This window comes from Lelliottia sp. RD5, from assembly GCF_056032945.1.
Window position 1 is genome coordinate 260,662 of sequence record NZ_JBVYHQ010000002.1, and the last position, 25,097, is coordinate 285,758.

The 25,097-nt window shown below is 53.3% G+C and carries 23 protein-coding genes; 12 read left to right on the top strand and 11 right to left on the bottom strand.

Features of this window, described 5'->3' with window-relative positions:
- Window positions 1–28: 28 nt before the first annotated feature.
- The 3 genes from AC0LWE_RS09010 to qseB all read right to left on the bottom strand — a co-directional run bounded on the left by AC0LWE_RS09010 (window position 29) and on the right by qseB (window position 2,724).
- Window positions 29–610, bottom strand: coding sequence for an NAD(P)H-dependent oxidoreductase (locus tag AC0LWE_RS09010; protein ID WP_059177500.1), 582 nt, complete (start codon window positions 608–610; stop codon window positions 29–31).
- 111 nt (window positions 611–721) lie between these two features.
- Entirely contained in the window at window positions 722–2,068 is a 1,347-nt protein-coding gene (gene qseC / locus AC0LWE_RS09015) for a quorum sensing histidine kinase QseC (protein WP_219347375.1), read from the bottom strand.
- Complete coding sequence (gene qseB, locus AC0LWE_RS09020) at window positions 2,065–2,724, bottom strand: quorum sensing response regulator transcription factor QseB (protein ID WP_131486321.1); 660 nt, start codon at window positions 2,722–2,724, stop codon at window positions 2,065–2,067. The genes qseC and qseB overlap by 4 nt, the downstream gene beginning before the upstream one ends.
- Window positions 2,725–2,873: 149 nt before the next feature.
- Between qseB and AC0LWE_RS09025 the strand changes: the two genes are divergently transcribed.
- The 5 genes from AC0LWE_RS09025 to AC0LWE_RS09045 all read left to right on the top strand — a co-directional run bounded on the left by AC0LWE_RS09025 (window position 2,874) and on the right by AC0LWE_RS09045 (window position 10,409).
- Entirely contained in the window at window positions 2,874–3,281 is a 408-nt protein-coding gene (locus AC0LWE_RS09025; protein WP_059177503.1) for a YgiW/YdeI family stress tolerance OB fold protein, read from the top strand.
- Between the two features lie 119 nt (window positions 3,282–3,400).
- Window positions 3,401–5,659 carry a DNA topoisomerase IV subunit A gene (gene parC / locus AC0LWE_RS09030; protein WP_059177504.1) on the top strand — a complete coding sequence of 753 codons (2,259 nt, stop codon included), beginning with the start codon at window positions 3,401–3,403 and terminating at the stop codon, window positions 5,657–5,659.
- Window positions 5,660–5,783: 124 nt separating this feature from the next.
- Window positions 5,784–6,521: a 1-acylglycerol-3-phosphate O-acyltransferase gene (gene plsC, locus AC0LWE_RS09035; protein ID WP_059177505.1), complete on the top strand. Its 738-nt coding sequence runs from the start codon at window positions 5,784–5,786 to the stop codon at window positions 6,519–6,521.
- A gap of 182 nt (window positions 6,522–6,703) precedes the next feature.
- Window positions 6,704–8,116: a cell division protein FtsP gene (ftsP, locus tag AC0LWE_RS09040; RefSeq protein WP_059177506.1), complete on the top strand. Its 1,413-nt coding sequence runs from the start codon at window positions 6,704–6,706 to the stop codon at window positions 8,114–8,116.
- 118 nt (window positions 8,117–8,234) lie between these two features.
- Window positions 8,235–10,409 (top strand): YgiQ family radical SAM protein, encoded by a 2,175-nt coding sequence (locus AC0LWE_RS09045; RefSeq protein WP_059177507.1) that lies wholly within the window; start codon window positions 8,235–8,237, stop codon window positions 10,407–10,409.
- Between the two features lie 199 nt (window positions 10,410–10,608).
- On the opposite strand, the gene dkgA is transcribed toward AC0LWE_RS09045, so the two are convergent.
- Together dkgA and yqhD are read right to left on the bottom strand one after the other, a co-directional pair.
- Complete coding sequence (dkgA, locus tag AC0LWE_RS09050) at window positions 10,609–11,436, bottom strand: 2,5-didehydrogluconate reductase DkgA (protein ID WP_131486318.1); 828 nt, start codon at window positions 11,434–11,436, stop codon at window positions 10,609–10,611.
- A 103-nt stretch (window positions 11,437–11,539) separates the two neighbouring features.
- Window positions 11,540–12,703, bottom strand: a complete 1,164-nt coding sequence (gene yqhD, locus AC0LWE_RS09055; protein WP_202666371.1) for an alcohol dehydrogenase — start codon at window positions 12,701–12,703, stop codon at window positions 11,540–11,542.
- 195 nt (window positions 12,704–12,898) lie between these two features.
- On the opposite strand from yqhD, the gene AC0LWE_RS09060 reads away from it, so the two are divergent.
- Window positions 12,899–13,798, top strand: a complete 900-nt coding sequence (locus tag AC0LWE_RS09060; protein WP_059177510.1) for an AraC family transcriptional regulator — start codon at window positions 12,899–12,901, stop codon at window positions 13,796–13,798.
- Window positions 13,799–13,829: 31 nt separating this feature from the next.
- Here the strand turns inward: AC0LWE_RS09060 and yghB are convergent, their stop codons facing one another.
- Both yghB and metC read right to left on the bottom strand, forming a co-directional pair.
- Window positions 13,830–14,489 (bottom strand): DedA family general envelope maintenance protein YghB, encoded by a 660-nt coding sequence (gene yghB / locus AC0LWE_RS09065; protein WP_059177511.1) that lies wholly within the window; start codon window positions 14,487–14,489, stop codon window positions 13,830–13,832.
- Between the two features lie 142 nt (window positions 14,490–14,631).
- Window positions 14,632–15,819: a cystathionine beta-lyase gene (gene metC, locus AC0LWE_RS09070; protein ID WP_059177512.1), complete on the bottom strand. Its 1,188-nt coding sequence runs from the start codon at window positions 15,817–15,819 to the stop codon at window positions 14,632–14,634.
- Between the two features lie 250 nt (window positions 15,820–16,069).
- Between metC and exbB the strand changes: the two genes are divergently transcribed.
- Both exbB and exbD read left to right on the top strand, forming a co-directional pair.
- Window positions 16,070–16,801: a tol-pal system-associated acyl-CoA thioesterase gene (exbB, locus tag AC0LWE_RS09075; protein WP_131486314.1), complete on the top strand. Its 732-nt coding sequence runs from the start codon at window positions 16,070–16,072 to the stop codon at window positions 16,799–16,801.
- A gap of 6 nt (window positions 16,802–16,807) precedes the next feature.
- Window positions 16,808–17,233, top strand: coding sequence for a TonB system transport protein ExbD (gene exbD / locus AC0LWE_RS09080; protein WP_059177514.1), 426 nt, complete (start codon window positions 16,808–16,810; stop codon window positions 17,231–17,233).
- 43 nt (window positions 17,234–17,276) lie between these two features.
- Here the strand turns inward: exbD and AC0LWE_RS09085 are convergent, their stop codons facing one another.
- The 3 genes from AC0LWE_RS09085 to AC0LWE_RS09095 all read right to left on the bottom strand — a co-directional run bounded on the left by AC0LWE_RS09085 (window position 17,277) and on the right by AC0LWE_RS09095 (window position 19,164).
- The gene (locus AC0LWE_RS09085; protein WP_219347376.1) at window positions 17,277–18,173 is read right to left on the bottom strand and encodes an SDR family oxidoreductase; all 897 of its coding nucleotides are present in this window, start codon (window positions 18,171–18,173) and stop codon (window positions 17,277–17,279) included.
- Window positions 18,174–18,314: 141 nt separating this feature from the next.
- On the bottom strand, window positions 18,315–18,767 hold the full coding sequence (locus AC0LWE_RS09090) for a cytoplasmic protein (RefSeq protein WP_219347377.1): 453 nt from the start codon (window positions 18,765–18,767) through the stop codon (window positions 18,315–18,317).
- Window positions 18,760–19,164 (bottom strand): hypothetical protein, encoded by a 405-nt coding sequence (locus tag AC0LWE_RS09095; RefSeq protein WP_059177517.1) that lies wholly within the window; start codon window positions 19,162–19,164, stop codon window positions 18,760–18,762. Before AC0LWE_RS09095 ends, AC0LWE_RS09090 begins: the two co-directional genes overlap by 8 nt.
- Window positions 19,165–19,265: 101 nt before the next feature.
- Here AC0LWE_RS09095 and AC0LWE_RS09100 point away from each other — a divergent pair, with 101 nt between their 5' ends.
- Complete coding sequence (locus AC0LWE_RS09100) at window positions 19,266–19,769, top strand: ESA_00282 family adhesion-associated protein (protein ID WP_059177518.1); 504 nt, start codon at window positions 19,266–19,268, stop codon at window positions 19,767–19,769.
- An 81-nt stretch (window positions 19,770–19,850) separates the two neighbouring features.
- Window positions 19,851–20,348 (top strand): TIGR00645 family protein, encoded by a 498-nt coding sequence (locus AC0LWE_RS09105; RefSeq protein WP_474265285.1) that lies wholly within the window; start codon window positions 19,851–19,853, stop codon window positions 20,346–20,348.
- Window positions 20,349–20,395: 47 nt separating this feature from the next.
- Here the strand turns inward: AC0LWE_RS09105 and AC0LWE_RS09110 are convergent, their stop codons facing one another.
- Window positions 20,396–21,436 carry an aldo/keto reductase gene (locus tag AC0LWE_RS09110; RefSeq protein ID WP_219347378.1) on the bottom strand — a complete coding sequence of 347 codons (1,041 nt, stop codon included), beginning with the start codon at window positions 21,434–21,436 and terminating at the stop codon, window positions 20,396–20,398.
- A gap of 82 nt (window positions 21,437–21,518) precedes the next feature.
- Here AC0LWE_RS09110 and yghX point away from each other — a divergent pair, with 82 nt between their 5' ends.
- Together yghX and AC0LWE_RS09120 are read left to right on the top strand one after the other, a co-directional pair.
- On the top strand, window positions 21,519–22,406 hold the full coding sequence (gene yghX / locus AC0LWE_RS09115) for a YghX family hydrolase (protein ID WP_202667734.1): 888 nt from the start codon (window positions 21,519–21,521) through the stop codon (window positions 22,404–22,406).
- A gap of 1,007 nt (window positions 22,407–23,413) precedes the next feature.
- A complete protein-coding gene (locus tag AC0LWE_RS09120) occupies window positions 23,414–25,051 on the top strand; it encodes a methyl-accepting chemotaxis protein (RefSeq protein WP_219347379.1) in 1,638 nt (545 codons plus the stop codon).
- Window positions 25,052–25,097 lie beyond the last annotated feature (46 nt).

Consider the following 25,097-nt stretch of genomic DNA (forward strand, 5'->3'; position numbering starts at 1 on the left):
ATCATTTCTCCTGATGACAGGCTACCAGTTAAGCAAAAATCTCGGCGAGATGCTTGCGATATTCGGCGATATAGCGCGGCACGTCGGGCATTTTAATCACGTCATTCACGATAAACGTCGGCAGCGGCTCAAGCGCCAGGAACTGATTGGCCTTATGGAAGGGCAAATAAGCACCATCAACGCCCACGCCATGGAAGAACTGATCTTCGTCGGTGAAGGCATCCAGCGGGGCATTCCAGGTCAGAGACAGCATGTATTTTTTGCCGTGCAGCAGACCGCCGGAACCGTATTTTTTAGCGCCATCGGAACGGGAGCGCCCGTCGCTGGCGTACAGCGAACCGTGGCCTTCGGTAAACACATCATCCATATACTTTTTCACGGTCCACGGCGCGCCCATCCACCAGCCCGGCATCTGCCAGACGATGACATCGGCCCACAGGAAATTCTGCACTTCGGCTTGAATGTCGTAATCGCCGTCGGTACGCACGACTTTAACATCGTGTCCGGCGTCGCGCAGGAAACCGTCCGCGACCTCGGTCAGGGTGTCATTCAGTTGGCCGTTAGAGTGGGCGAATTTTTTCGCGCCATTGATAATCAGGATATTGCTCATTCGTTTCCTCAGTCTTGTGACTTGTGAGATTGGTCACGATTTTACCCGCAACAACGATGCGGTGAAATGAGCAAAATGTGTAAAGTCTTTTGCTTCTGGCGCAATAATGCGTCACCAACTCACCGTCACCTCAAAGCCGCCTTCCCGTGCATTGGTCAGCGAAACACGCATACCGTGCAGCGCGGCAATACGCTTCACAATGGACAGCCCCAGGCCGCTGCCGGTTTCATCCTGGCCAGGCGGGCGATAAAAACGCTCGCCAATTCGCGCGAGCGCGTCGGGGGAAATGCCGGGGCCATTGTCGCGGACGGTAAAATTCTGCGCATTCAACGTGACGTCCACGGCGCTGCCACGCGGGCTGTAGCGCACGGCATTGTCCAGCAGATTGCGAATCAGCAGGCTCAGCAGCAAGGGTTGGCCGGAGCGGGTCACCTGAGCGTGAATATTCAGGCGGATTTCAATCCCCGCACGCTGGGCGTGATGGTAAATATCCATTACGGCGGATTGCAGCAGATCGGCCAGGGGGATCGCGTCGACATCATCGAGATTTTCCAGCGAATCCAGGCGTGACAGCGTAAGCAGTTGATCCACCAGACGCGATGCGCGATCGATGCCCGTGTGCAGCTGGGCGAGCGCTTTTTCCTGCGCGGTGGGATCGTCGAGCGAAAGCTGCGCCACTTCGGTTTGTATCTTTAGCGCCGTCAGTGGGCTGCGGAGTTCGTGCGCGGCATCCGATGTAAAACGCCGCTCGCGAGTCATCATCTCTTGCGTGCGGTCAAACAGGTGATTCAGCGCATCGAGCAGGGGACGCACTTCCGTCGGCACGCCCTCGGTGGCGAGTTTTTCTGTGGCATCCGGCGCGCGCTGGCGTAACGACTGTGCCAGGCGCTTCAGAGGACGTAGCTCGCGGCTTAATAAAACGATGAGCAGTAACAGCATCAGCGGCAGCGCGACCAGCCATGGCGTGAGCTGCGAAGTGACAATATCCAGCGCCATCTCCTCGCGATATTCCCACTCCTGGCCGACCACAATGCGGTATTTGCCATTGGGTGCCGTTAGCCAAAGAAAACGCCACGCGTCTTTGTCACCGTTGAGTTGGCCGTTTTCAAAGCCATCACGGCGATAGTCGTACGGAATATCCTGACCATTTTCACCATCGTGCAGCAGCATTTTGCCGTCGGAAGAATAAATTGCGAAGGCCAGCGCGTCGTCGTCAAGATGTCCGTGCCTGGCTTTTTTGGGCACGTCGCGCATGCGGGCAGGCGCGTTGAGTTCGTCGATATCCATCGTCAGCAGACGTTTAGCGAACAGCATCTGCTGGGTATCGAACAGCTTATCGAGCTTGTGCGTGGTCTGCTGCCATGCCACCACGCTGGCGACCAGCCAGGCTCCCAGTGAAAGCGCTAAAAAAAGCAGCGTCAGGCGTAATTTCAGACTTAAACGTGGCGTCAGTTTCATACGTCACCCAGGGTGTAACCGATCCCGTGGACGGTGCGGATAAAATGGCTGCCAAGTTTGCGGCGCAGATGATGCACGTGAACTTCAACAGCGTTGCTGGAAACGTCATCATCCCAGGTATACAGCTTCTCTTCGATGTTTTTACGCGGCAACACGCGGCCTACGTTGCGCATCAGCAATTCCAGCAGGGCGAACTCTTTCGGCTTGAGAGGGAGCGTTTCACCGTCAAGTTTGGCCACCAGACTCACGGGATCCAGCGTTACGTTGCCGTGACGTAATTCACTGCGGGTCTGGCCGTGGCTGCGTCGCACCAGCGCCTCAAGTCGCGCGGCGACTTCCACTAACGCAAAAGGTTTGCACAGATAGTCATCGGCCCCCAGGCGCAGCCCCTCCACGCGCTGATAGAGCGCGTCGCGCGCGGTGAGGATCAGTATCGGCTCGCTGCGCCCTTTTTCGCGCCATTCGCGCAGAATATCGAGGCCGTCCATACCCGGCAGTGTGAGATCCAGCACGACCGCATCGTAAGGCGCGGAATAGAGCGCGGTTTTACCGGTACCGCCGTCAGTGAACCAGTCAACGCTAAAGCCCATTTTTGTTAGTCCGGCCTTTAGGCCGTCGCCAATGAGCTTGTCATCTTCTACCAGTAAAATGCGCATTATTTCCTCCATGATGTTGTCGTGAATGAGCAATTAACCTCCAGTAAGCCTCTGCTGTACAGTAAAAAAAATTAAATTTCCGCCTTAAGAAGTTGTTAAGGTTTACGCTGTTTAATGGAGTTCTAAACAACATAAAGGGAGAGATAACGATGAAAAAATTAGCAGCGATGACCGCTATCATGATGATGACCACCGCCCCCGTGTTTGCCGCGCAAGGCGGATTCAACGGCCCGTCGGCGACGCCGGCCCAGACCCAGACGCAAACTCAGCAGGGCGGGTTCGTGGACAACGACGCCAATCTCACCACGGCGGCGAAGGTGAAAGATCAGAAGGACGACAGCTGGGTCAAACTGCGCGGGAACATCACCGAGCGCCTGTCTGACGACCGCTACCTGTTCCGCGATACTACCGGCACGGTGAATGTCGAAATCGACCATAAACGCTGGAACGGCCAGACCATCAGCCCGCAGGATAAAGTCGAAATTCAGGGTAAAGTCGATAAAGAGTGGAATGAGTTTGAAATCGACGTCAAACAGGTCATCAAGCTGAACAAATAATGTCAAAAAGGGCCGTTTCTGCGGCCCTTTTTCTTTGTGACTCAACTCGTCAGATAGGGTAGTATCTGCGGCAATATTGCCTGAAACCCACAGGTTTCTGAGTTGAGGAATGACATTTAATGAGCGATATGGCAGAGCGCCTCGCGCTACATGAATTCACTGAAAACGCCTATCTGAACTATTCCATGTACGTCATCATGGACAGGGCACTGCCGTTTATCGGCGATGGCCTGAAGCCGGTTCAGCGTCGCATCGTTTTCGCGATGTCAGAACTGGGCCTGAGCGCCAGCGCGAAATTCAAAAAATCCGCCCGTACCGTGGGTGACGTTCTTGGTAAATACCATCCGCACGGCGACAGCGCCTGTTATGAAGCGATGGTGTTAATGGCGCAGCCATTCTCCTACCGTTATCCGCTGGTCGATGGCCAGGGAAACTGGGGTGCGCCGGACGATCCAAAATCCTTCGCCGCGATGCGTTATACCGAATCGCGCTTATCAAAATATGCAGAAGTGCTGCTCGGTGAACTGGGCCAGGGCACGGTTGACTGGGTGCCAAACTTTGACGGCACGATGCAGGAGCCGAAAATGCTGCCTGCGCGTCTGCCCAATATTTTGCTGAACGGCACCACCGGTATTGCCGTGGGGATGGCGACGGATATTCCGCCGCACAACCTGCGCGAAGTGGCGAAAGCGGCGATTACGCTGATCGAAAAACCGAACACCTCCCTCGACGAAGTGCTGGATATCGTGCAGGGCCCGGATTATCCGACCGAAGCCGAAATCATCACCTCGCGGGCGGAAATTCGCAAAATTTACCAGAACGGTCGCGGCTCCGTGCGCATGCGTGCGGTGTGGACCAAAGAAGACGGCGCGGTAGTGATCACTGCGCTGCCGCATCAGGTGTCGGGCGCCAAAGTGCTGGAGCAAATTGCTGCGCAGATGCGCAACAAAAAGCTGCCGATGGTGGACGATCTGCGTGATGAATCCGACCACGAAAACCCGACGCGTCTGGTGATTGTGCCGCGCTCAAACCGCGTGGACATGGAGCAGGTGATGAACCACCTGTTCGTCACCACCGATCTGGAAAAAAGCTACCGCATCAACCTGAACATGATTGGTCTGGATGGTCGTCCGTCGGTGAAAAACCTGCTGGAGATCCTGACCGAATGGCTGGCGTTCCGTCGCGATACCGTACGCCGCCGCCTGAACTATCGTCTGGAGAAAGTCCTTAAGCGCCTGCATATTCTTGAAGGTTTGCTGGTGGCGTTCCTCAATATTGACGAAGTGATCGAAATCATTCGTTCTGAGGATGAGCCGAAGCCCGCGCTGATGTCGCGTTTTGGCATCAGCGAAACCCAGGCCGAAGCGATCCTTGAGCTGAAACTGCGCCATCTCGCCAAGCTGGAAGAGATGAAAATCCGCGGCGAGCAGAACGAACTGGAAAAAGAGCGCGATCAGCTGCAGGCGATTCTGGCGTCCGAGCGCAAGATGAGCAATCTGCTGAAGAAAGAGCTGCAGGCCGATTCCGACGCATATGGCGATGACCGCCGTTCGCCGCTGCACGAACGCGAAGAAGCGAAGGCGATGAACGAGCACGATATGCTCCCGTCAGAGCCGGTGACGATTGTTCTCTCGCAAAGCGGCTGGGTTCGTAGCGCCAAAGGCCATGATATTGATGCGCCAGGCCTGAGCTACAAAGCGGGCGACAGCTTTAAATCTGCCGTCAAAGGCAAGAGCAATCAGCCTGTGGTGTTTATCGACTCCACGGGGCGCAGCTATGCTATCGATCCGATTACGCTGCCTTCTGCGCGTGGGCAAGGCGAGCCGATTACCGGCAAGCTGACGCTGCCGCCAGGCGCAACGGTTGACCATATGCTGATGGAAGGCGAAGAACAGAAACTGCTGATGGCGTCTGATGCGGGGTACGGTTTTATCTGTACCTTTAACGACCTCGTGGCGCGTAACCGTGCCGGTAAAGCGCTGATCAGCCTGCCGGATAACGCACATGTGATGCCACCGCTGGTGATTGAGAACGACAGCGACATGCTGCTGGCGATCACCGCCGCTGGCCGCATGCTGATGTTCCCGGTCAGCGATCTGCCGCAGTTGTCGAAAGGCAAGGGCAACAAGATCATCAGCATCCCGTCAGCAGAAGCGGCAAAAGGCGAAGATGGCCTGGCGCATCTCTTCATTCTGCCGCCGCAGAGCACGCTGACCGTGCATGTTGGCAAGCGCAAAATTAAACTGCGTCCGGAAGAGCTGCAAAAAGTGGTCGGTGAACGTGGACGCCGTGGTTCGCTGATGCGTGGTTTGCAACGCATTGATCGCGTGGAAATTGACTCCCCGACCCGTGCAAAATCGGGCGACAGCGAAGAGTAAACGAGCTTCACCCCCTTCTGCTCAGAAGGGGGTTCTCGCTAAAATTTCCGATATAAAAAAACAAAATTCTTACCCGGCGACAGTTGAAGTATAATTGTCAGCTATTAGGGCTTCTGAGGTCGCTATGCTATTAATTGTTCGCTTAATTCTTACTGTTATCTACTGCATTCTGGTCTGCGTGTTCGGGTGCATTTACTGCCTCTTCAGCCCACGTAATCCAAAGCACGTTTCGACGTTTGGCCGCCTGTTCAGTCATCTTGCGCCGCTGTTTGGCCTGAAGGTCGAAAAGCGCCTGCCAGAAGGCGCAGAACACTTCGGTAACGCCATCTATATCGGAAACCATCAAAATAACTACGATATGGTGACTGCCGCCGGCATTGTGCTGCCACCCACGGTGACAGTCGGTAAGAAAAGCCTCCTGTGGGTCCCGTTTTTCGGCCTGCTGTACTGGCTCACTGGCAATTTGCTGATTGACCGTAACAACCGGGCTAAAGCGCACAGCACCATCGCAGAAGTGGTGAGCCATTTTAAGAAACGCAAAATCTCTATCTGGATGTTTCCCGAAGGGACGCGCAGCCGTGGTCGCGGACTGCTGCCATTCAAAACCGGTGCGTTTCATGCTGCCATTGCGGCAGGCGTACCGATTATTCCTGTGTGCGTTTCCAATACTTCTAATAAAATTAATCTCAACCGTTGGAATAACGGACTCGTGATTGTCGAAATGCTGCCGCCCGTGGATACCAGCAAATATGGCAAAGATCAGGTTCGCGAACTGGCCGCCCATTGCCGTGAGCTGATGGCGCAAAAAATCGCCGAGCTCGACAAAGAAGTCGCAGAGAGAGAAGCCGCCGGTAAAATCTAAACCGGAGCTACAGGGAAATGGGTTCCCAGGTTTTTTCACACAAAATCATTCAAGTTGTATCAAGGCGGCAAGCCTGAGAGGCCCCAGGAGCTTACTCACGTAAGTGACTGTGGCGAGCAGGCGAAGCCAACGCAGAGGCAGCTTGAAGGATAAAGTGTGTAGTCGTTTCATATGGAGCAAATATGTCACTCAGTCGGCGTCAGTTTATTCAGGCTTCCGGAATCGCCCTTTGTGCCGGCGCGGTTCCGCTGACAGCCAACGCCGCCGGGCAGCAACAGCCGCTGCCCATTCCGCCGTTGCTCGAATCTCGTCGCGGTCAGCCCCTTTTTCTCACCATGCAGCGTTCGCACTGGTCCTTCACTCAGGGGACGCGCGCGGCGGTATGGGGTGTGAATGGCCGTTATCTTGGCCCGACCATTCGCGTCTGGAACGGCGATGACGTGAAGCTGATTTACAGCAACCGTCTGACCGAAAACGTCGCCATGACGATCAGCGGATTGCAGGTACCAGGCCCGCTGATTGGCGGCGCGGCGCGTATGATGACGCCGAGCGCCGACTGGGCGCCCGTTCTGCCAATCCGTCAGAGCGCTTCCACGCTGTGGTATCGCGCAAATACACCTAACCGCACCGCGCAACAGGTATATAACGGCCTGGCCGGGATGTGGTTAGTTGAAGATGACGTGAGCAAGTCTCTGCCGATTCCCAACCATTACGGCGTGGACGATTTCCCGATCATTATTCAGGACAAGCGCCTGGATAACTTTGGTACGCCGGAGTACAGCGAGCCAGGCAGCGGTGGGTTTGTCGGTGACATCCTGATGGTCAACGGTGCGCAAAGCCCGTACGTCGAGGTCTCTCGCGGCTGGGTTCGTCTGCGCTTGCTTAATGCTTCCAATTCACGTCGTTATTTACTGCAAATGAGCGATGGCCGCGCGCTGCATGTGATTTCTGGCGATCAGGGCTTTTTACCTGCTCCAGTGTCCGTCAAGCAGCTGGCGCTGGCGCCGGGTGAACGCCGTGAAATTCTCGTCGACATGACCAACGGCGATGAAGTGTCCATCACCTGCGGCGAGGCGGCGAGCATTGTGGATCGCATCCGTGGCTTCTTTGAGCCGTCGAGCATTCTGGTCTCGACGCTGGTGCTGACGCTGCGGCCAACGGGTCTTTTACCGCTGGTGACGGACAGTTTGCCGATGCGTTTATTGCCGCAAGAGATCGTGAGCGGTACGCCGGTCCGTAGTCGTGATATCAGTCTTGGCGACGATCCGGGCATCAACGGTGCGCTGTGGGACATCAATCGCATTGATATTACAGCTCAGCAAGGAACGTGGGAGCGCTGGACGGTGCGGGCGGAGATGCCCCAGGCCTTCCATATTGAAGGCGTAAGCTTCCTGATCCGCAACGTCAACGGGGCGATGCCGTTCCCGGAAGACAGGGGCTGGAAAGATACCGTTTGGGTCGACGGGCAGGTCGAACTGCTGGTCTATTACGGGCAGCCTTCCTGGCCTCACTTCCCGTTCTTGTTCCACAGCCAGACGCTGGAAATGGCGGATCGCGGTTCCGTGGGGCAGCTGCTGGTGAACCCAGCACCGTAATCTTCTTTTCGCTCTCTCCCTGTGGGAGAGGGCAGCAGCCCGCATAATACCCCTTCATTTCCCGCATTATTCCAGCGTATAATCCCCGCCCTTTGTTTATTTTTTCTTCGGAAGCATTATGAGCGCAATATCCTTGATCCAGCCGGATCGAGACCTCTTCTCCTGGCCCCAGTACTGGGCGGCCTGTTTTGGACCGGCGCCTTTCCTGCCGATGTCCCGCGAAGAGATGGACCAACTGGGCTGGGACAGCTGCGATATTATTCTGGTGACTGGCGACGCGTACGTCGATCACCCGAGCTTTGGCATGGCCATCTGTGGACGCATGCTGGAAGCGCAGGGCTTCCGTGTAGGGATCATCGCCCAGCCGGACTGGAACAGCAAAGAGGCTTTCATGAGCCTCGGCAAACCGAACCTGTTCTTCGGCGTCACCGCCGGCAATATGGATTCGATGATCAACCGCTATACTGCCGATCGGAAATTGCGCCACGACGATGCGTACACCGCCGATAACGTCGCGGGCAAACGCCCGGATCGCGCCACTTTGGTTTACACCCAGCGTTGTAAAGAAGCATGGAAAGACGTGCCGGTCATCCTGGGTGGAATCGAAGCAAGCCTGCGCCGTACCGCGCATTACGATTACTGGTCTGACACCGTGCGCCGTTCGGTGCTGGTGGATTCTAAAGCTGACATGCTGATCTTCGGCAACGGTGAACGCCCGCTGGTAGAAGTGGCGCATCGTCTGTCGCAAGGTGAGCCGGTTGGCAATATCCGCGACGTGCGCAATACCGCGATTATGGTGAAAGAAGCACTCCCTGGCTGGAGCGGCGTAGATTCCCGCATCATTGATATGCCGGGCAAAATCGACCCAATCCCCCATCCGTACGGTGATGATCTGCCTTGCGCGGATAACAAACCGGTTGAGCCGAAAAAGACCGAGGCCAAAGCCGTTGTCGTTCAGCCTCCGCGCCCTAAGCCATGGGAAAAAACCTATGTGCTGCTGCCGTCTTTCGAAAAAGTGAAAGGCGATAAAGTACTGTACGCTCACGCGTCGCGTATTTTGCACCACGAAACGAACCCTGGCTGCGCGCGCGCCTTGATGCAAAAGCATGGCGAGCGTTATATCTGGGTCAACCCGCCAGCAATTCCGCTCTCTACCGAAGAGATGGACAGCGTATTTGCTCTGCCGTACAAGCGCGTGCCGCATCCCGCGTATGGCGATAGCCGCATTCCGGCGTATGAGATGATCCGTTTCTCGATCAACATCATGCGCGGTTGTTTTGGTGGGTGTTCTTTCTGTTCAATCACCGAGCACGAAGGGCGCATTATCCAGAGCCGCTCTGAAGAGTCGATTGTTAACGAGATCGAAGCTATTCGCGACACGGTCCCGGGTTTTACCGGTGTGATTTCCGATTTAGGTGGCCCAACGGCAAACATGTATATGCTGCGCTGCAAGTCGCCGCGTGCGGAACAGACCTGCCGTCGCCTGTCATGTGTTTATCCGAGCATTTGCGAGCATATGGACACCAACCACGAGCCGACGATCAATCTGTATCGCCGCGCCCGCGATCTGAAGGGCATCAAGAAGATCCTGATCGCCTCCGGTGTGCGTTATGACATCGCGGTAGAAGATCCACGCTATATCAAGGAGCTGGCGACCCATCACGTCGGCGGCTATCTGAAGATTGCGCCAGAGCACACCGAAGAAGGCCCATTATCGAAGATGATGAAGCCGGGAATGGGCAGCTATGACCGCTTTAAAGAACTGTTCGACACCTATTCCAAACAGGCGGGCAAAGAGCAATATCTGATCCCTTACTTCATCTCTGCGCACCCGGGTACGCGTGACGAAGATATGGTGAACCTGGCGCTATGGCTGAAACAGCGCCGCTTCCGTTTGGATCAGGTGCAGAACTTCTATCCGTCGCCGCTCGCCAACTCCACGACCATGTATTACACCGGCAAGAACCCGCTGAGTAAGATTGGTTATAAGAGTGAAGATGTGGTGGTGCCGAAGGGCGATAAACAGCGCCGTCTGCATAAAGCGCTGCTGCGTTATCACGATCCGGCAAACTGGCCGTTAATCCGTCAGGCGCTGGAAGATATGGGCAAAAAGCATTTGATTGGTTCACGCCGCGATTGTCTGGTGCCTGCGCCAACGCTGGATGAAATGCGCGAAGCACGTCGTCAGAATCGTCACACGCGCCCGGCGCTCACCAAGCATACGCCGATTGTGCATCAGCGTTCGAATGGTGCGGCGGGTACGAAGAAAAGTGTGAAACGTAAAAACGGGTGAGTGCGGTGTGTTGCCCTCACCCTAACCCTCTCCCACTGGGAGAGGGAACCGTTCAAGTTTTCCCCTCACCTGTGGGCTTACCTTTCTCTCTCGCGTGTAGGGAGAGGGAACCGTCCATGTTTTTCCTTCGCCTATGGGCTCGCTTTTCTCCCTCTCCCTGTGGGAGAGGGCCGGGGTGAGGGCAACAGCGTACTAGAACTTAACCACCAAACTGATCCGGATCGGGGCCTAGCCGTTTACCCTGGTCCAGTTTTGCGATCTCGCCCAGCTCATCTTTATCCAGACGGAAATCCCATACGTCAAAGTTCTCGGCAATGCGCGACGGCGTGACCGATTTCGGGATCACCACCAGGCCGCTATCCAGATGCCAGCGAATGACAATCTGCGCCACGGTTTTGCCGTACTTCTCGGCCAGTTCACGAATGATTTTTTGATCGAAAACGCCTTCGCCACCCTGTGCCAGCGGGCTCCAGGATTCGGTCTGGATCTTGTGCGTGGCGTTCCATGCGTGAAGCTGGCGCTGCTGCATCAGCGGGTGAAGCTCGATCTGGTTGATTACCGGCGCAACGCCCGTTTCATCGATCAGCCGTTGCAGATGATGCACCTGGAAATTACATACCCCGATACTCTTCACCAGCCCTGCCTGCTGTAGCGCGATCATGCCTTTCCAGGCGTCAACGTAATGATCGATCGCGGGAACCGGCCAGTGCATCAGATACAGATCGACGAAATCCAGCTGGAGCTTATCCAGACTTTCCTGAAGGGCGTCATGCGGTCGTTTTTGGTCGTCATTCCACAGTTTGGTGGTGATGAATAACTCATCGCGCGGGACACCGGCGCTGGCAAGCGCTGTTCCTACGCCGTCTTCATTTTTGTATGCGGCGGCGGTATCGATGGACCGATAGCCGACTTCCAGTGCTTTGTGAATGGCGGACACGACCTCGTCGTTACCGGCTTTCCATACGCCTAGCCCTAACTGGGGCATTACGTTGCCGTCCTGAAGCTTGATTACGGTTTGGTTTGCCATTTTTCCTCCTCCATTTGCTCATTTCCGGGGGAGCCCCCGGAAATGTGGTGTGCATTAAGTCTGGACGAAAAGTCAAAAAACGAAAGGCAAGATGCTAAAACGCTTAGCGTGCCGCTTCGTAAATGCGACGGCTCACGTCCAGGGTAATGTCTTGATGTTCACCCAGTTGGGTCATGCCGTGCTCGGATAGTTTAGCCAGCAGAGCCGGGATAGAGCTGCCGTCGAGGCCGTAGCCGGAGAGGCGAGTTGGCACGCCCATTTGCTCGAAGAAATTGCGCGTCGCTTCGATTGCCGCATCGATGCGCTCGTCGTCAGAACCCTCGGTGATATTCCAGACGCGCTCGGCGTATTGCAGCAGTTTGGCGCGTTTGGTATCACGTTTTTCATTCCACAGCGCAGGCAGAACTACCGCCAGCGTTTGTGCGTGATCCAGGCCGTGCATCGCAGTCAGCTCATGTCCCAGCATATGCGTTGCCCAGTCCTGCGGCACGCCTGCACCGATCAGGCCGTTCAGCGCCTGCGTCGCTGCCCACATTACGTTGGCACGCACATCGTAGTTTTCTGGCTCTTGCAGCGCTTTTGGACCGTCTTCGATCAGCGTCAGCAGAATACCTTCGGCAAAACGATCCTGAATTTTGCCATTCACCGGATAAGTCACGTACTGCTCAACCGTGTGAACGAAGGCATCCACCACGCCGTTAGCAACCTGACGCGGCGGCAACGTGTAGGTGTAAACCGGATCCAGAATGGCAAACACCGGCTGAACGTGGTCGTTCATAAAGGCCTGTTTATCACCCGTGGTTTTACGGGAAATCACCGCACCTTTGTTGGATTCCGAGCCGGTTGCAGGCAGCGTCAGCACAGAACCCATCGGGATCGCGCTGGTGATCTTGCTTCCGCCGGTTTGCAGGATTTCCCACGGATCCACGCCATCGGCGTAATGCGCGGCTGCGGCGATAAATTTGGTGCCGTCGAGGACGGAACCGCCGCCCACAGCCAGCAGGAAGGTGATGTTCTCTTCACGGGCGATCTTGACTGCGTTCATCAGCGTTTCGTAAGACGGGTTTGGCTCGATGCCGCCGAACTCACGCACATCCACGCCTTCCAGGGCGCTGTAAACCTGATCCAGCACGCCGGTCTTTTTGACGCTACCGCCACCGTACGTGATCAGCACGCGAGCGCCTTCAGGAATTTGATCGCGCAGATCGGCGATAGCATTTTTGCCAAACAGAATGCGGGTGGGGGTATGCAGATTAAAGTTGTTCATTGCTCGTTCCCTTATGTGGGTGAAAAATCGTGGCGGCGCAGAGGGCTACCTGATGGTGATCATTGTGGCCATCGGACGCTATCCTCTCAATGCACATTTCTGCCGTTGTCTTGCCCATTTCTACAGATGGCTGGAGAAAATGCGAAAAAGTGCGCACACTGTCATCCATGGAAACCGTAGGGGGAGCAAGTACAGATGAACCGCGAAGAGATTTGCCAGCAATTGACTGAGAAAATTAACAATTTGAAAGATAAAGAAAATAATCTCAACGATGTGCTGCCAGATATTCGTCTGTTATACGGTACACAGCCCGGAACGCGTACGCCGGTGATGTATCAGCCTGGCATCGTTTTTCTCTTTTCGGGCCATAAAATTGGTTATATCAACGAACGTGTGTTCCGCTACGACACCAATGAATATTTGCTCCTGACAGTACCTTTACCCTTCGAATGTGAAACCTTCGCGACAGAAGCGGTTCCGCTGGCGGGTATCCGGGTCAATGTCGATATTCTTCAGCTCCAGGAGCTATTGATGGATATCGGTGAAGATGAGCTTTTCCAGCCTGCGATGGCGGCGAGCGGCATCAACTCCGCTACGCTCTCCGAGGAGATTTTATGCGCTATTGAGCGCTTACTGGATGTGATGGAAAGGCCGCTGGATGCGCGAATTCTCGGCAAGCAAATTGTACGCGAGATTCTTTATCATGTGCTGATGGGGCCGGGAGGCGGGGCGCTGCTGGCGCTGGTGAGCCGCCAGACGCATTTCAGCCTGATCAGTCGCGTACTGAAACGTATCGAAAGCCAGTACACCGAAAACCTGAGTGTGGATGAGCTAGCGTCAGAAGCGAATATGAGTATTTCGGCGTTCCATCATAATTTTAAATCGGTCACCAGCACGTCGCCACTGCAGTATCTGAAAAGCTATCGTCTGCACAAAGCCCGCATGCTGATGATTCATGACGGCATGAAGGCCAGCGCCGCGGCAATGCGCGTGGGTTATGAGAGCGCCTCGCAGTTTAGTCGTGAGTTCAAACGTTATTTCGGCGTGACGCCAGGGGAAGATGCGGCGCGTATCAGGATGATGCAGGGAGTGTGAGATTTGCCCTCTCGGCAGAGAGGGCATTCGATCAGGCGTTACAGTATTTCTTTTTAATGACCACCGCGATGGTGCCCACTAGTCCTGCCACTAACAGGAACATCGGCAGAATCATCAGGAACGTCATCACCTGATCTTCGTGACGCTTCACAAACGGGATCATACTGATGGCGTAACCCAGTGACGTCACCACGCCGACCCACAGCAGTGCGCTCAGCCAGTTGAAGAACTGGAAACGACGGTTCGACAGGCCAGAGATCCCCGCCATGGTAGGCAGCAATGTGCGAACAAAGGCCAGAAAACGCCCCGCTAACAGTGCCAGTAAACCATGACGATCGAACATACAGGTCGCCCGCTCATGATATTTAACGGGCAGTTGCGACAGCCAGCTTTTCACCACGCGGGTGTTACCAAGCCATCGACCCTGTAAATAACTCAACCAGCAGCCCAGGCTCGCAGCTGAAGTCAGAATGACAACGGTAGGGGCGAAGTCCATAACGCCTTTACCGATTAACGCACCTGCCAGTAACAGCAGGCTATCCCCTGGAAGGAACGATGCGGGAAGCAGACCGTTTTCCAGAAACAGCGTTGCGAACATGACAAAATAAACAACACCCACAACGTGTGGATCCGCCAGCGCAGCAAAATCGTGTTGCCAGAGCGCAGCGATAATATCTTGAATGACAGCCATGGACTTTCCTGTGGAACAACTTATATGCGGCTATTGTACTCCTCATTTTACCCGCTGGCGTTGATCGCTGACGCAACAAATGCAGACTTTTCTACTCTTGGCGTAGATAAAACGGTTCGGGAGTACAGTTTAAGCCTGCACATTACACGATACGCTCAAAACCTGCCGATAAATCCGCAATCAGATCGTCAACATTTTCTAAACCGATATGCAGTCGGATCAGCGTACCGGTAAAGTCCACTTCGCCGCCGGGACGTAATTCGGCAATCTGTTCTGGCTGGTTCGGCAGAATCAGCGATTCAAACCCGCCCCAGGAATAGGCCATGCTGAACAGCGTGAAGTTATCCAGATAGGTTGCCAGCTCGTCGTTGCTCAGACGTTTATTGAGCACAAATGAGAACAAGCCGCTGCTGCCCGTAAAGTCACGCTGCCAGAACGCATGGCCTTTACTGCCCGGCAGCGCCGGATGATTAACGCGAGCCACCTGGGGATGTTGCGCCAGCCACTCGGCCACTTTCAGACTGCTTTCATGATGCTGACGCAAGCGTACACCGAGCGTGCGCAATCCGCGGCTGGTCATATACGCGGTATCGGCATCCACCATTTGTCCCATCAGATAGGCATTTTCACGCAGTTGCTCCCAACAGCGGGCGTTGGACACCGCCGTGCCGATCATGCCATCAGAGTGGCCGATCAGGTATTTTGTGGCGGCCTGAATGGAGATGTCGATGTCGAAATCCAGCGCTTTGAACAACACACCTGCCGCCCAGGTGTTATCGATCATAATGATGGCGTCGGGTGCGACGCGACGCACGGCACGAACGATCGCCGGAACATCATGCACTTCCATGGTGATGGAGCCGGGCGATTCCAGGAACACAATTCGCGTATTCGGTTGGATAAGCTCCGCAATCCCTTCACCAATCAAAGGATCGAACCAGCCGGTCGTGACGCCCAGTTTAGTCAGGATTTTGGTACAGAAATCCTGGCTGGGTTCGTAGGCGGTGTTAGTCATCAGGATATGATCGCCCTGTTCGACAAACGCCAGAATAGTGTTTGCGACAGCCGCCGCACCGCAGGGGAACAACGCACAGCCTGCGCCGCCTTCCAGTTCGCACATCGCATCCTGCAGCGAAAAATGGGTCAGCGTGCCGCGGCGACCGTAAAACAGTTCGCCTTTCGCGCGGTTGCGGGTAGCGTGCTTTTTGGCCTCGACGGTTTCAAAAACCAGCGAGGAGGCGCGCTGGATAACGCTATTTACCGAACCCTGAGTATACTTTTTACTCCGTCCAGCCTGGACAAGCGTGGTATCAAGATGTTTCTCTGCCATGTTCGCTAAACCTGTTTTATACGTCTGGACGTCCAGACTACCATGAATGGAAAACTCTGCACCCGGATGCTTAGCGAATAAGCACAATATTTTCTAAAAAATAAGCATAAGAAATTTTTACTGTGTAAGCGCAAGGAAAATGAGCGGAAATTACGGCAGTATGTAAATACTAATGAGAACCACTATCAATTCGATGTGGTTTTGATATTATTATGCTCAGAAAATGTGATTTGCGTCCTGGAGATACAGAGTGGGTAATAATTTGATGCAGACGGATCTCTCCGTTTGGGGCATGTACCAACATGCTGACATCGTGGTTAAGATTGTGATGATCGGCCTGATTCTGGCGTCCGTGATCACCTGGGCTATTTTCTTCAGCAAAAGCGTTGAGCTGATCTCCCAAAAGCGTCGCCTGAAGCGCGAACAACAGCAGTTGGCTGAGGCACGCTCTCTGGATCAGGCAAATGACATGACGTCGGCGTTCCATGCGAAAAGCCTGACCTCTATTTTAGTGAACGAAGCGCAGAACGAGCTGGAACTTTCCGCAGGCAGTGAAGATAACGAAGGCATTAAAGAGCGTACCGGCTTCCGTCTGGAGCGTCGCGTTGCTGCCGTAGGTCGTCACATGGGTCGCGGTAACGGTTATCTGGCGACTATCGGTGCGATTTCCCCGTTCGTTGGTCTGTTTGGTACGGTTTGGGGCATCATGAACAGCTTCATCGGTATCGCCCAGACCCAAACCACCAACCTGGCCGTTGTGGCGCCAGGCATCGCAGAAGCATTGTTGGCAACGGCTATCGGTCTGATTGCAGCAATTCCTGCGGTTGTCATCTATAACGTCTTTGCCCGTATGATTGGCAGCTTCAAAGCGACGTTGGGCGATGTTGCCGCGCAGGTTCTGCTCCTGCAAAGCCGCGATCTTGACCTCAGCGCCAGCAACGTTAAGCCGGTTCATTCTGCTTCGAAACTGCGTTTAGGTTAATCAATTATGGCAATGCGTCTTAATGAAAATCTGGACGATAATGGCGAAATGCATGAAATCAACGTGACGCCGTTTATCGACGTAATGTTGGTTCTGCTGATTATCTTCATGGTCGCCGCGCCTTTGGCGACGGTCGATGTGAAGGTCAATCTGCCTGCGTCCTCGAGCCAGCCGCAGCCGCGTCCGGAAAAACCGATTTATCTCTCAGTGAAAGCGGATAAATCGATGTTCCTGGGCAACGATCCGGTGACTGATGACTCTGTCATTCCCGCGCTCGATGCCATGACGCAAGGAAAGAAAGACACCACGGTCTTCTTCCGGGCTGACAAAACCGTCGACTACGAAACCATGATGAAAGTGATGGACACGCTGCACCAGGCGGGTTATCTCAAAATAGGTTTAGTTGGCGAAGAGACGGTCAAAGCGAAATAAAAAAAAGCTGGCGAAAGCCAGCTTTTTTGTGTCCAGAACCTGATTATCCCAGGTGTTCCCCACCGCATACGCCATGCACTTCGGCCGTGACGTAGCTCGATTCCTGACTCGCCAGATAGACATACACCGCCGCCAGTTCCGCCGGTTGACCCGCGCGCTTCATTGGCGTCTGCTGACCAAACTGCGGAATTTTTTCCTGCGTCTGACCGCCAGATATTTGCAGCGCCGTCCAGATTGGGCCCGGTGCGACCACATTTACCCGTATGCCTTTCTCCGCAACCTGTTTTGCCAGCCCACGGCTGTAGTTGAGGATCGCGGCTTTGGTTGAAGCATAATCCAGCAGATGTGGACTGGGCTGATAAGCCTGAATCGACGACGTCGTCACAATGCTGGAACCGGCTGGCAGGAGTGGGATCGCCTCCTGAGTTATCCAGAAAAGCGCCAGCACGTTCACCGCGTACGTCTCTTTAAATTGTTCCGTGGTGAGGTCGGCAATGTTTTCAACAGCGGTCTGCTTACCCGCGACCAGCGCCAGCGTATCCAGCCCTCCCAGCGCATCATGTGCGGTATGCACCAATGACCGGGCAAAAGATTCATCGCTTAAATCGCCTGGAATCAGCACCGCTTTACGGCCGGCTTCTTCAATGAGCTGTTTGACCTGCTGAGCATCTTCTTCTTCAGCGGGCAGATAGTTAATCGCCACGTCAGCACCTTCACGTGCGTAAGCAATCGCTGCTGCGCGTCCGATACCGGAGTCACCCCCCGTGACCAGCGCTTTGCGCCCGCTCAGCCTGCCGCTGCCCTTGTACGTCTTCTCACCGCAGTCAGGGACGGGCGTCATCTTCGATTGCACGCCGGGAGCAGGTTGTTTCTGTTTAGGGAAGTCACCGGTGTAATACTGAGTGGTTGGATCCTGGAATTTTGTCTGGTGATTTGCCATAAGGAATCTCCTTGCTCGCGTTGTAAAACACTAAGCTTAGATGATTCATTCAGGCTTTAGGGATCATTCAGGATAATCCTTAATCCCATGCCGAACACGATCGGACGGGGCGAATAAAGGCGACACAAGGGGAGGGGGAGTCTAAGGCGTGTTCGAGGGAGTCTCTGTTTTAGAGGTCAGCGCGTCTTCATCCAGTGCAACCGTGGTGACATTTGATGTGTGGTAGCCGCCATCAGCCAGTTTACGCGAGAGGCGCAGGGTTGCGGTTTCACGGGCCAGTAAATACTGGTAATTTGCTTCCAGGCGCCCCATGATTTTATCTTTCAATTCGGGTTTCAGTTCCATCACTGCATTAATCATCGCGCCGTAGATTTCTTCTTTAACCTGCAAAGAATAAATTTCATGACGATTTTGCCATTTCAAACGGACGACGGCTGCCGGGATCGATACCACGTCTTGTGCAATGCGGGCCATCTCGTCATTTTTATGTTTTTTTAGGGCTTCGAGATTTTGCTTTAAGATAAACTCATCACTTTTATGGTTATCTAAAGTCAAATAAACGTTATTATCTTCAACTTCTTTCACGTTAATCATCCTCTAGTTTATAAAAAATAGGGTTGTTTTTCTCTCTGGTAATAAGATTAAGCCAAATTTCGTTGCCTGCTTCATTTATTTGTTCGGACTTTTCAGCCATTATTTGACTTAATGTCTGGGCATCTATTTCGCCTTCGGCCTGCAGGTCGTTAAGGAGATGCGCAAAAGCTTCGATCTTTATCACGCGAAACAGTCGATCTTTAATATGTCTGTCGTGCTCTTCCAGCAGCATATTACGTGATTTACCGGTACGGGTAACACCAATTAATATGTCGGCTTCGAAATCGGAAAGTTTTCTTTTTCCCTGAGTGAAATTAGCATTGCTTTCTCCTTCCCCCGATTTTGGAACCACAGAGGCGATGTGGAACCTGACCGGGACGAGATTCTCGGGCAGCATTTTTATTTCCTTTAATTTCAACCGGGTAGGATTAGATAGGGCGTGAGATTCGTTGACAATAACATGAGGCAAATTTAAAATCAAAAAAAATGGAGCCAACCATGAACAGCATTTTTTATTCTGTCATTACATTACTTTTGCTTACCGCTGGCGTTCTTTTATTGATGCGAGAGTTCAATAAGACGAAGGACTCACGGTCACTCGACGAGCAGCCTCAGCCCATTCCTATGACCAAGGAAGAGGGGGAAGATCATTTCTCGCTGCTGATGAATTCGATAACACCGGTGTGGTACTGGCGCGTCAATCACGAATATATCGATTTTCTTCATGCGACAATTAAGCGAATGAAGATGACGGAAATAAATGATACGCCGGGCCTTTTTGAAGCTCAGCGCCGTTGCAGTGACCTGAATTCAGCGGTGTATAAATATTACGACAATATCAAAAAACGCTGTCTTAACGGCGAAAAGGTCTCTTATTCTGACCTTGATGTGTTGAACCTGCGTCAGTGTTTTCGTGAGTTTAGCCTTGAAGCCTATCCGGATTTGGTGGTGATCGTCTGGCCGGAATATCAACGCCCACAGGTTAATCCCTCAGAGGTGTAAGGTCTTTGTTGGTAAGTTGTTGCAAACAGTTCACCTCGCTGCGATATAATGCGGCCTGGTTTCGCTTGCTGACAGGACTTTATGGAACGCTTTTTTGAAAACGCAATGTATGCTTCGCGCTGGTTGTTGGCACCCGTCTATTTTGGGTTATCGCTGGCACTCGTCGCGCTGAGCATTAAATTTTTCCAGGAAATTTTTCACGTTCTCCCCAATATTTTTTCAGTGACAGAGTCCGATCTGATTCTGGTGCTGCTGTCGTTAGTGGATATGACGCTGGTGGGCGGGCTGTTGGTTATGGTGATGTTCTCGGGTTATGAGAACTTTGTCTCACAGCTGGATATCGCCGAGCACAAAGAGAAGCTCAGTTGGTTGGGCAAAATGGACGCCTCGTCGCTGAAAAATAAAGTTGCGGCATCGATTGTGGCGATCTCTTCCATCCATCTGCTGCGCGTATTTATGGATGCGAAAAACATCCCGGACAATAAACTGATGTGGTACGTCATTATTCATCTGACGTTTGTGCTGTCGGCGTTTGTCATGGGCTATCTGGATAAAATTAACCGCAGCGGCAAGTACTGATCCCTTCGCCCTCTCCGCCAGGAGAGGGCATCTGGTAGCACAAAACACTATTTATCCGACGACGCCTGCCATAAATTCAATTGCCCATCTTCAACATGCTGATCAATTCTTTTCAGCTCGTCTTCGCTAAAGCGCAGATTGTTCAGTGCCTGCACGTTTTCCTCGAGTTGTTCCGGGCGACTGGCGCCAATCAATACGGACGTCACGCGCTCGTCTTTAAGCAGCCAGCTTAGCGCCATTTGCGCCATCGTCTGACCGCGCGCCTGCGCCATTTCATTGAGCAAGCGCAGGCTGTTGAGGTTTGCCTCGGTCAGCATATTCTCCGTTAAACCCCGCACTTTTTTGCCTTCTCGCTGCATGCGTGAGCCATCAGGAATGCCGTTCAGGTATTTTCCAGTTAACAAACCCTGCGCCAGCGGCGTAAACGCGATACACCCGGTTCCGTTGGCTTGCAGCGTATCCAGCAGGCCGCTCTTATCCACCCAGCGATTGAGCACGTTGTACGAAGGCTGATGGATCAGCAGCGGGATTTTCCATTCACGCAATAAATCCGTCATCTCCTGCGTTCGCTCGGGTGAATAGGATGAGATACCGACGTAAAGCGCTTTCCCGCTCTGCACGGCCTGCGCCAGCGCAGAGGCGGTCTCTTCCATCGGCGTATTTTCGTCAACCCGATGCGAATAGAAGATGTCGACATACTCCAGCCCCATGCGCATAAGGCTCTGGTCGAGGCTCGCCAGCAGATATTTACGCGAGCCGCCGGAACCATACGGGCCTGGCCACATGTCGTAACCGGCTTTGGTAGAGATGATTAACTCATCGCGATAAGCCGCGAAATCCTGGCGCAGCAGGCGACCAAAATTCTCTTCGGCGCTGCCCGGAGTCGGGCCGTAGTTGTTGGCCAGATCAAAATGGGTAATGCCTAAATCAAAGGCTTTGCGCAGCAGGGCGCGCTGGCTATCGAGAGGCTGTACGTGGCCGAAGCTGTGCCACAGGCCAAGTGATAGCGCGGGCAGACGTAAGCCACTTTTACCGCAGTATCGATACTGCATATTTTCGTAGCGGTTTGGGTAGGGGGTCCAGGTCATGATGTCTCCTTTCATAGCGATGAATTTTCGAAACAGCGTTTTCATTCTATCCTTATAAAATCACAATTCCTGGAGATATGCGATGACGCGTCTGACCGCCAAAGATTTTCCGCAAGAGTTGCTCGATTATTACGACTACTACGCGCACGGAAAAATTAACAAACGCGAGTTTCTGAATCTGGCTGCACGCTACGCTGTGGGGGGTGTCACGGCGCTGGCGTTGTTTAATATGCTCAAGCCGAATTACGCCCTTGCGGAACAGGTGAAATTTACCGACCCCGATATTCTCCCGGAATATATTCAGTATCCCTCTCCGAACGGGCACGGGGAGGTGCGTGGCTATCTGGTGAAACCGGCCAAAGCGACGGGAAAAGTGCCCGCGGTCGTCGTCGTGCATGAAAACCGGGGGCTGAATCCCTATATCGAAGACGTCGCCCGGCGGGTGGCTAAAGCGGGATACATTGCGCTGGCTCCGGATGGATTAAGCTCGGTCGGCGGCTATCCGGGCAACGATGAAGAAGGCAAAGTGCTGCAGCAAAAGGTCGATCCGACCAAACTGATGAACGATTTCTTTGCCGCCGTGGAGTTTATGCAAACGCATCCAGATGCGACCGGAAAAGTGGGGATCACCGGGTTTTGCTATGGCGGTGGCGTGTCGAATGCCGCTGCGGTGGCGTATCCCGAACTGGCGTGTGCGGTGCCGTTTTATGGTCGCCAGCCCGCGGCCGGCGATGTGCCCAAAATCAAAGCCCCTTTGCTGCTTCATTATGCCGAGTTAGATAAAAATATTAACGAGGGTTGGCCCGCTTATGAAGCGGCGCTAAAAGCAAATAATAATATTTACGAGGCTTATATTTATCCTGGCGTAAATCACGGTTTTCATAATGATTCCACGCCGCGTTACGATGAGCCCGCTGCAGAGCTCGCGTGGAAACGGACCTTGGGCTGGTTCGAGAAATATTTGAGTTAAGCGTCCGGTCAGGATAATAGGGGGCTTCGTCTTTATTGATAGCTCCATTACCACCCGTCGCATGACTGTTATTAAGTGCGCGGGTTTTGCGCTATTTCACGTTGAGCCGCATCGACAAAAGAGCGGCTCAGCGCGATCGTAATATCGGCTTTATCGCTCCGGGCCAAAATTCCCCCTTACCCAGCGCGCTTTCCCTCAAGGCTATATTTTCGTGCCCGTTTCAGCCCCGCGAGTGCTTCGATCATTGAGAGTAGTATGAATACCTTTTACCGTCGTATGGGGGAGCCATATGAACGGGTTTCAATGATATCAACCGTGGCATCCACCGCTACGGCATCAGTGACGCCGTTAGCCTTAGAGTGGCTCCTGTGATGATATTACGACAGACCACAATTTTATGCCGTGTGGCTATGAGAACACGGTGTGATAGAAGGGCTCGCAGGAAAGCTGATGAAGACATTACTACACGTTTTGAAAGCAATGTGCGTTTACGTCATTTTCGCATTGGATACTTTCGATGCTTTAAGTGAAATTGGTTCTATTTTAAATTAAAATTATCTAATTAAGATTTTTCCTAGGATGCCTTGGTGTAATTAAAATTTAAAATAGAGTGGGTGGATAATTAATCATTAAAATATCAAAACTTGATTAATTGTGTAAAGATATTTGCCTAGTAAATACTGGTGATTAATTAGCATGCAAATTGTGCGGGTAATGAACGGAAAATGTGTGCATTGATTGGTTCAAACTATGATGTGATTAACCCTTTAGAATGATCCGGTTAATTTACTGAAAGCTTGTTTTACCTTTTCTTATCCTCGAATATGTTAAAAAACGTATTTTGAATGAGATGTTCGCCCCTCCGGGATAAATTCGCATTACAACAGCCAGCATGTGAAATTTTTTTTTAATTACGTGTGAACATGTATATGTTCGCCATTTTCTGCCGATAACAAAAGTAAGACTCGCCTTTGGGCGAGTTTTCCCTAACGGCAAGGATAACTCTTATGCAGATGCTTCGTAATTTTACCATCCGTTTCGTCGTGTTGGCGATTCTGGGTGTTTTTTGTTTAATGTGGGCCGGGGTCGGATTTTATAGCTCCTGGTCACTTTCCAGGGTCTCAGAAGGTAATGACATCGATCGTCAAATTGTTAAAAAAATGACAATCCTTGGACAGGGCAACGATCAATATTTTCGCTTCGTCACACGCCTGAGTCGTGCGATGGAAGCTAAAGCAACTGGGGGCACTCCCGATTTAACGTCTGCGCAAACGGCGCTGGACAACATGAGCAAACGTCTTGAGGAGATGAAATCAGTCTCGCACGGCGCGATGAATGAAGCGGTCTATGGGGAAGTGATTAGCTCCTGGCAGGCATTGTTAGAGCAAGGCGTTGTGCCGCAGATGCAAAAGGCGCAGCAAGGCGATGATGCGGGTTACCGTAAACAGGCAAATGAGGTGACTCCGCCGCTCAGTCGCGCGTTTGGCGTAGCAGCAGAGAAATTCAACCAGGAGGCTGACAATACGCTCGAAGAAACGCGTGTTGTCGTAGACAATCTGACCAGTATGATTCGCACCGTGATTATTAGTGCCATGGTGCTGGGTTTGTTGATTCTGATCTTCACCGATCGCTATTTGGTCGCCATGTTGGTCAAGCCGCTGAGCCGCATCCGCGAACACTTCCGTCAGATTGCGCAGGGCGATCTCAGCCAGTCGGTAGAGCCATTTGGGCGCAACTGTGTGGGTCAGCTCGTCCCGCTGCTGACGGCTATGCAGGACAGTTTGCGCGACGCGGTCAGCTCAATTCGTACCGGTAGCGATAATATCTGGCGAGGCGCAACGGAAATCTCCAGCGGAAATAACAACCTTTCTTCACGTACCGAGGAGCAGGCCGCAGCACTGGAAGAGACGGCTGCGAGTATGGAACAACTCACGGCAACCGTGAAACTCAACGCTGATAACGCACGACAGGCAAGTGAGCTGGCTGATGTGGCATCGAGCACAGCCAGTCGCGGTGGTTCGTTGGTTCAGGAAGTGGTCACCACCATGTCCGGGATTTCGGCCAGTTCGAAGAAAATCGCGGAGATCACCTCTGTCATTAATGGCATTGCTTTCCAGACGAATATTCTGGCACTGAATGCGGCAGTTGAAGCTGCGCGTGCCGGGGAGCAGGGACGTGGGTTCGCCGTTGTCGCCGGTGAAGTGCGAAACCTCGCAAGCCGAAGCGCAGATGCGGCGAAGGAGATCGAAGGGCTGATTGCTGATTCGGTTTCACGCGTCGAGCGAGGGGCGAAAATTGTGGATGATACCGGAACCACAATGGAAGCCATCCTGCGGGCGGTGACGGAAGTCACGACCATCATGAAGCAAATCGCCTCTGCTTCAGAAGAACAGAGTAAAGGTATTTCGCAGGTGGGGATCGCGATTACGCAGATGGATGGTGTGACGCAGCAAAACGCCTCGCTTGTCGAACAGGTCTCAAGTGCGGCATCCGCACTGGAAGCCCAGACCGAAGAGCTCCAGCGTTCGGTTCAGAAATTCCGCCTCTCTTCTCAGGAATCCGCCAGCGTCGTGGGCGTCTCGTCGCCTAAAGCTATCGTTAGGGCAAAATCCACCGGCAAAACGGACGAGTGGGTTTCTTTCTAATTTCTCACTAAACGAAAGGCCGCTGATGCGGCCTTAAAATAGCATT